At 39.8% G+C, this 5,965-nt stretch carries 2 protein-coding genes; both read right to left on the reverse strand.

The window, feature by feature from the left end:
• Positions 1-199, reverse strand: a 199-nt coding sequence (locus LHW48_03760; protein MCB5259573.1) for a hypothetical protein, incomplete at its 3' end; no start/stop codon positions are given.
• A gap of 57 nt (positions 200-256) precedes the next feature.
• A complete protein-coding gene (locus tag LHW48_03765; GenBank protein ID MCB5259574.1) occupies positions 257-5,743 on the reverse strand; it encodes an AAA domain-containing protein in 5,487 nt (1,828 codons plus the stop codon).
• Positions 5,744-5,965 lie beyond the last annotated feature (222 nt).

Consider the following 5,965-nt stretch of genomic DNA (forward strand, 5'->3'; position numbering starts at 1 on the left):
ATTCTTTCGCTTCGTTAATGTCCTTGGGATCCTTAACATATCTCGTTTTTTCATATACTCTCTCACCCATTCTCGTACCATATAGACCTCGTCTATCCCATTTTGCATACATGCCGAGGCTATTATTAAGTGACACCTGAAATGTCAAATCGTGACAGCCATTTGACAAAACAGTGGAAATGCCCTCAGTTCGTGACACTCTTTTGTCAAATCATCGGAATCCTCAGGCTGTTATAATGACCAGCAATTTGTCAAATCATGACTCCAATTTGGCAGGTTGTGACACCTTTTTGTCAGATTGAGCATAGTCAGATTCCAACTCACCTCTTGAGTCTAGCGTTCGGTAATCCAATTGAACGTCGATGTTATTCTCGTCGTGACTTATCAGATAATGCTTAGGCGATCTTTGATAGACATTCACCTTGTCATGTGGAATGAGGATCGAGTTTTCCAAGATATATGATTGGGTCCCAAACATGTGCTTCTCCATAATGCCTGAATGTATATTGAGAACGAATTGCGGGTCTATCCGGTTTTTGATAATCTCCAGCAGGTCGTTTAACTCCGTAAGGTTTTTATAGCCCGGAATATTAGTCTTGTTATCTTTGTTATAGTAATCTGGGATCAGCAGAAACAGATATTTACGAGCTCGGCTGACACCCACATTGATTATGTATCGTTTGTTAAGCATAATCGCATTTTGGGTACCCGCAATGAATTGTGTCGTTTTTGATGTTGGTGGATACTTGAGGGGAGTATTAAAAATGCAGAAAACGATGTCTTTCTGACCGCCCTGAAAGCCATGAATGGTATCTGCTTGATACATGAGATTATCAAAGTTCTGCTTTGCCATTAGTTTTTTCACAAGATCTGCTTGTGATCTGTAGGGACAGATGATACCAACGCTGTGTTCAGCACCCAATATATTCACGATGCTCTTGATATATTCAACGACCAGCAATGCAGAATAGGGATGGGTAGAGCTCTTTTTGACCGACCGCGAGTGATAAACATCCCCCCCGATAACTGGGCATCTCACGATCGTTATAGGTTTAGGATTGAATTGTTTACTTGTCGGTAGGGAAGGTATTGATTCAGGATCAATATCTGCCTCATGTATGATGTTGCCATTATAGCAATACTTGCTAAACAACTCCCCGATCGGTTCCAGGCACCTTCTTTGAATTAAAAGCTGTTCAACATGATATTCATAGGGGCTGAGTTGATACTCCTCAACACTTGATTGGAAAGATGTCAAGCCAACCATGCTATAGATAGTTTGCTCCTCGACTTCGCTCTTAAACATGTCCATCTTCTCAGCCAATTGTCTATCGTCCATAATCTCTGGAAAATTATAGATAGGTGGTATCTGAAGAGGATCGCCGGCTACTATGAATTTGCAGTCCTTATTATGTTTAGCAGCCATTATGATGATATAGGTGACAAAGTGAACTGGTAGCATGGAAGATTCATCAAAGATAATGTAATCCCAGGGAGTAGAGGCGAATTTCTCCATTCGATAGCCATCATAGGGAAATCGGATTGCTGTCGTCACAGTCAGGATTGTTCCATCTTTTTTGGATTTCCCCGGGTTGGATACGATCCCCAAGTTGTTTATCTCTAGATTTGTACAGTTACCAAACCTTACAGTGTGATCTATAAGCGGGGAGTTCTGCTCGATGAGTTTATTAATGAGTTCATCAGCAGCAGCATTTGTGGGTGCGAGCACCAGGATATTGCCGCAATCCATTGCCAATTTTGTAAGTTTGGAAGCCAAAGTGAATGTTTTACCGGTACCTGGAGGTCCAAAGATAAACTCAATATGTTCACTCAGCTCATTTTTCAGACAAGCATCATCTTCATAGCTTAGGTCATGATATGCCTTTTGCCAGATTCTGGACACATCGACAAAATCCTCAAAATGCAAAGTAAACTGGGTATTCGGCTCAAATTCTGTGATTAATGACTCTGAAAGAGGCTTATCAAATAGAACCTCAACATAGTCAGGAGCTAGAGTCACGCTCTCAATCTTGCAACTCGTCAATGGTTTACTATTGTCTCCATAGCTCAGCTTAATGTTCTTGGCAGTTTCATAGCTTTGAAGAATATATCGCCTGGGCATTGATAACTGTAGTATTATCTTGTCATTCAATAACTTGTGGGCATCGAATCTAACACTTTGACTGGCACTTTTATACTCGTCCTTTCTTCCGTAGTTCAAAGCCCAAAGGATTGTCTTAAACCACTTGAAAGAGTATTGAGCCATTGGGGAACCCAATGCCCATATCGCAATCTGCCTAATCAACTCAACAAGCTTTTTTCTTTGCTCATCGTCTAGATCATCGGTGATATCAGAATCAGGGTCAAGAGTTAATAGCCAATCCGCTCCAAATACAGTCTCCTTGTATTCATCCCAATGTTTGAGCAGATATGATAAGGCTGCTTTCTGGCTGGCTATACCCTTCGCAGAAATTATCCCGTCAGAGATAATCGAGCCTTGCCCTTGGAATTTTTTAAACAACCATAATCCCCTATCAGCATAGTCTCTGGAAAGTAGTTTTGAATGTGATATGAACCCCTCAAGATCAGGATCATTATCCAGCACCAGAATCTCCGCTGGATGCCATGTCCCATCCTTTGCGATAAAGCTTGATCCCCTGCCAAGTGTTTCCCACACTTCAGGACTGATTTTCTGTTCTAGCACGATAAGGACTGAACCCAGCCCCTCCGCAATTTGGGGAGACAATTGTTTATCAGGACACAAGGCATTTGCTATCTGCTCATAATCAAGTTCTTTGATGCTAAAATGGTCTAGTAAGCCAGCAATTCTATCTCGGATGTTTTGACTTATTAGTGTTTTCTTGGACAAACCAGAGTCTTCTAAAACACTAAGTGTCTGGGAGTTGTTCAGATAATCAGGGATGCAGTACCTGATGTCGTTTAAACTAACAAGACAAGAAAATGGTTCTGCAAGATCATTAGGAATCAGTTGATTGGAGCAAATAATCCCTAAATAATTATCTTCATCCAGTTCCCAGAAAACTCGATCAATATCCGACAACTCTCCTGACCAACTAATGCCGTCAGAAAGCAGAAAGAAAAGTGATTTCCATAAACCACTGTAATCAAGTCCATACTTATCCAATAAGGATGGCTTATCCTCAAAGCTACCCTGAGAGTCTATCAGTTTTTTGATTGTATCGGCAAATTCCTTGCCTATAGTAAGAGCTAAGTCACTATTGTGAGTACATGTAGCAAGCTGTTTCCTCCCCACATCTAGATTGAAATTGGCATTAATAAGAAACTTATACTCACTACGAGTTCCAAGAGCTGGTACGGTTACCCAGACTGGACAGATATCTTCGAAACCAGACAAATCACAGCCAGATATCTTGAACACTATATTCCAGTCGCTAATGCCTTTAAAAGCCAGGAATCGGCTACTTCCCATTGTGAATATATTGATGTTCTCGAAAAATTCCTCAGTTGAATAGCTGAACTCCTTGAGATCAAATCTAACATTCTTGATCTTCTTGCTCATCAAAGGCATCAGGAATGCATAATCATCAAATACACTTAGTAACCTATTGTAAACCTCCGGTGACCCAGTTCGAATACTGAAAACTGTCACATCACTGTTATTCACAAAACATTGTAAGGTTGCTAGTTCCTCAGATTTCAATGGCTCAGGATACATTCCTCCAACAATCTTGAAATTTAGCCTTCCACTTACAATCCATGGTTCGTCTGTAGCAAGGTAAATACTCTTGAAGCCAAGTCCAAATTTCCCTGTTAACCAATCTCCTTGCTTGTCAGAATAGTTGAGTGTGAGCATTTTATGGAGATCGTTGCTAAAATAATTACTCATTTCGCTGCTGTATATATTTCCTTCTTGTTCATTGATAAATCTGCCGTTATGTAAAACCGTAATTGTCCCATCATCGGGATTCGGAATCACTTGAAAGGTATAGTTCTCAGTTTTCCTAGAGAGGTTTTCCAATTCAGAGCAAGCATCGTCTGCGTTTTGGAACAATTCAAACAGAATAGAACTGAGATCATATTGGAATCTTTCAAGCTCTTGCCTCACACCTTTTAATATGGCTCTTTGGACGTTTTCATCGTGTAGTGCAATACTGACATTAGCCTCTAATTCTCTGCGTTGATCCATATATGATTTATCGGCTTCCTCGATAGATTCAAACTTACCTGTAACCCTTTTATAATTCATCTCCTTATCTTGTTGCTCCAGTTTTCTTACCTGTTCAATTTCTCGACCGATTCTCAATCTTTTGAAGGTATGCATCATTTCGCTCTTTATTATTTCCTGGACAATGGAAATACTAACCTGGTTATCAACATCAAGCTGGTTCCATACCAGTGATTCAACCAGCGACTGTTTGGGGGTTAACTGATACGCTTTTAGCACGAGGAGATTTAGGGCATCATGCAAACACTTTTTCAACCCATCCACCCCAATGGCGTCAATATCAAGCATATGGAAATCGAAGTCGACCACCCTAGAAGTATCATCTCTATGAACAAACCTTAGTAACGAAGGCTCACTTTGAAACTGAATTATATCTCCGGTTAATGAATGAGCCTGACTTGAATCAGGATGGCTTACAAATCGCAGATTAATCTTTGTATCCCATATTTTCTCTTCAATTTCTTTCATTACGTTTGCCAGATAATCTGGTTTATTTTGGTGGCACAATTGAAACTCGTCAATCCAAGGTTTTTTTATACTACTTCTTACACTCTCTACACTATTAACTTCAGAGAAGAAATAAGAATCAGCCCATTGTCTCCATTTTGGATCTCCATCTGCCAAGAAAGCCAAGAAAACACCAATCAGATTCTTGTTTATATATCTACTGCATAATCTTAGGTATTCCAGCAAGTTATCCATATCAAACTCTGTCTGATTATCCAGTATGATTAGTTCCGGCTTATGGACAATGTTTGCGAAGTAATCATGTGAAAGCAGCTCACCGAGTTTGATTTCTAAAACATGGTCTCTATTAACAAGAGTATCGTTAAGGCATAAGCGACTACTCGGCAACCATACTCCTTTTGAATTGGGCAATCGTATTTCCCTTAATAGATCAAGACCAGAGCCCCCGTGCAGATACTCCATTACTACTGTGATGAAATGTGTGTAAATCACAGAGCTTTCTAAGACCGGAGAATCCCTCTCAATAGCCTCAGCCCATGACTTCATTATCTCTATCTGTTTGGGGATCGGTGGGTTGCTCATAAACAAATGCGGCTTAATGAGCCTATCAATTTTCTCTGGACTTACGTCCTGTTTGCATCTGTTTAAAATTCTGATAATCTCGTGATCATTAAGAGCATATTCAACTGATGGATAATAGTCATTCCAATCAGCCTCTTCGCTCATCCTGAAGATGTTTAATGGTGATGTCCCTCCAATAAGTTTACCCATGATAATCAGAATCTTCTCTTCATCCCAGAATGAGGTGTTCTTAAATTTATCAATTAAACTCTTATCTTTAAGTATATCTGGTAATTCGTTATATGTAGTGTAGAATTCTGGGCTTTCTGATGATGATGAATATGCATCGATAACTAAGCGTATTTCTTTTGTTATGTGCATATGGTAAATGACTCTATTCAGACCGAAACTTGTATCTTTTATCTTGATCCATGGTATGTTGTCCAGTTCAAGTAGATTCATCTCTTCAGAGCTAAGTTGCGCCAATAAGTCTACTATCTTCTCCATGTACTGAGATGGTTCATCAACCCCTAGGTACATCCTAGCCATGGCATTGTGATCTAATGATTTAATAAGAGTACATCTGTGCAATACTTCATTGAACTTGAGAATTGTCAGGCTCGATTTAGGTATATCGTAAGAATTTGATTCATAACCCACCATATACGTAGATTCCAAACGCTCCGCAATACTTATCCAATCACCATCAATTGGTTGGAAAATCGGCAG

It is taken from the genome of Candidatus Cloacimonadota bacterium (assembly GCA_020532355.1).
In the GTDB taxonomy this organism is placed as follows: domain Bacteria; phylum Cloacimonadota; class Cloacimonadia; order Cloacimonadales; family Cloacimonadaceae; genus UBA5456.

What these genes read in the sequence shown, in the direction of transcription:
- LHW48_03765 (MCB5259574.1), bottom strand. Translation starts at nt 5,743, where the DNA reads ATGGAGAAGATAGTAGACTTATTGGCGCAACTTAGCTCTGAAGAGATG.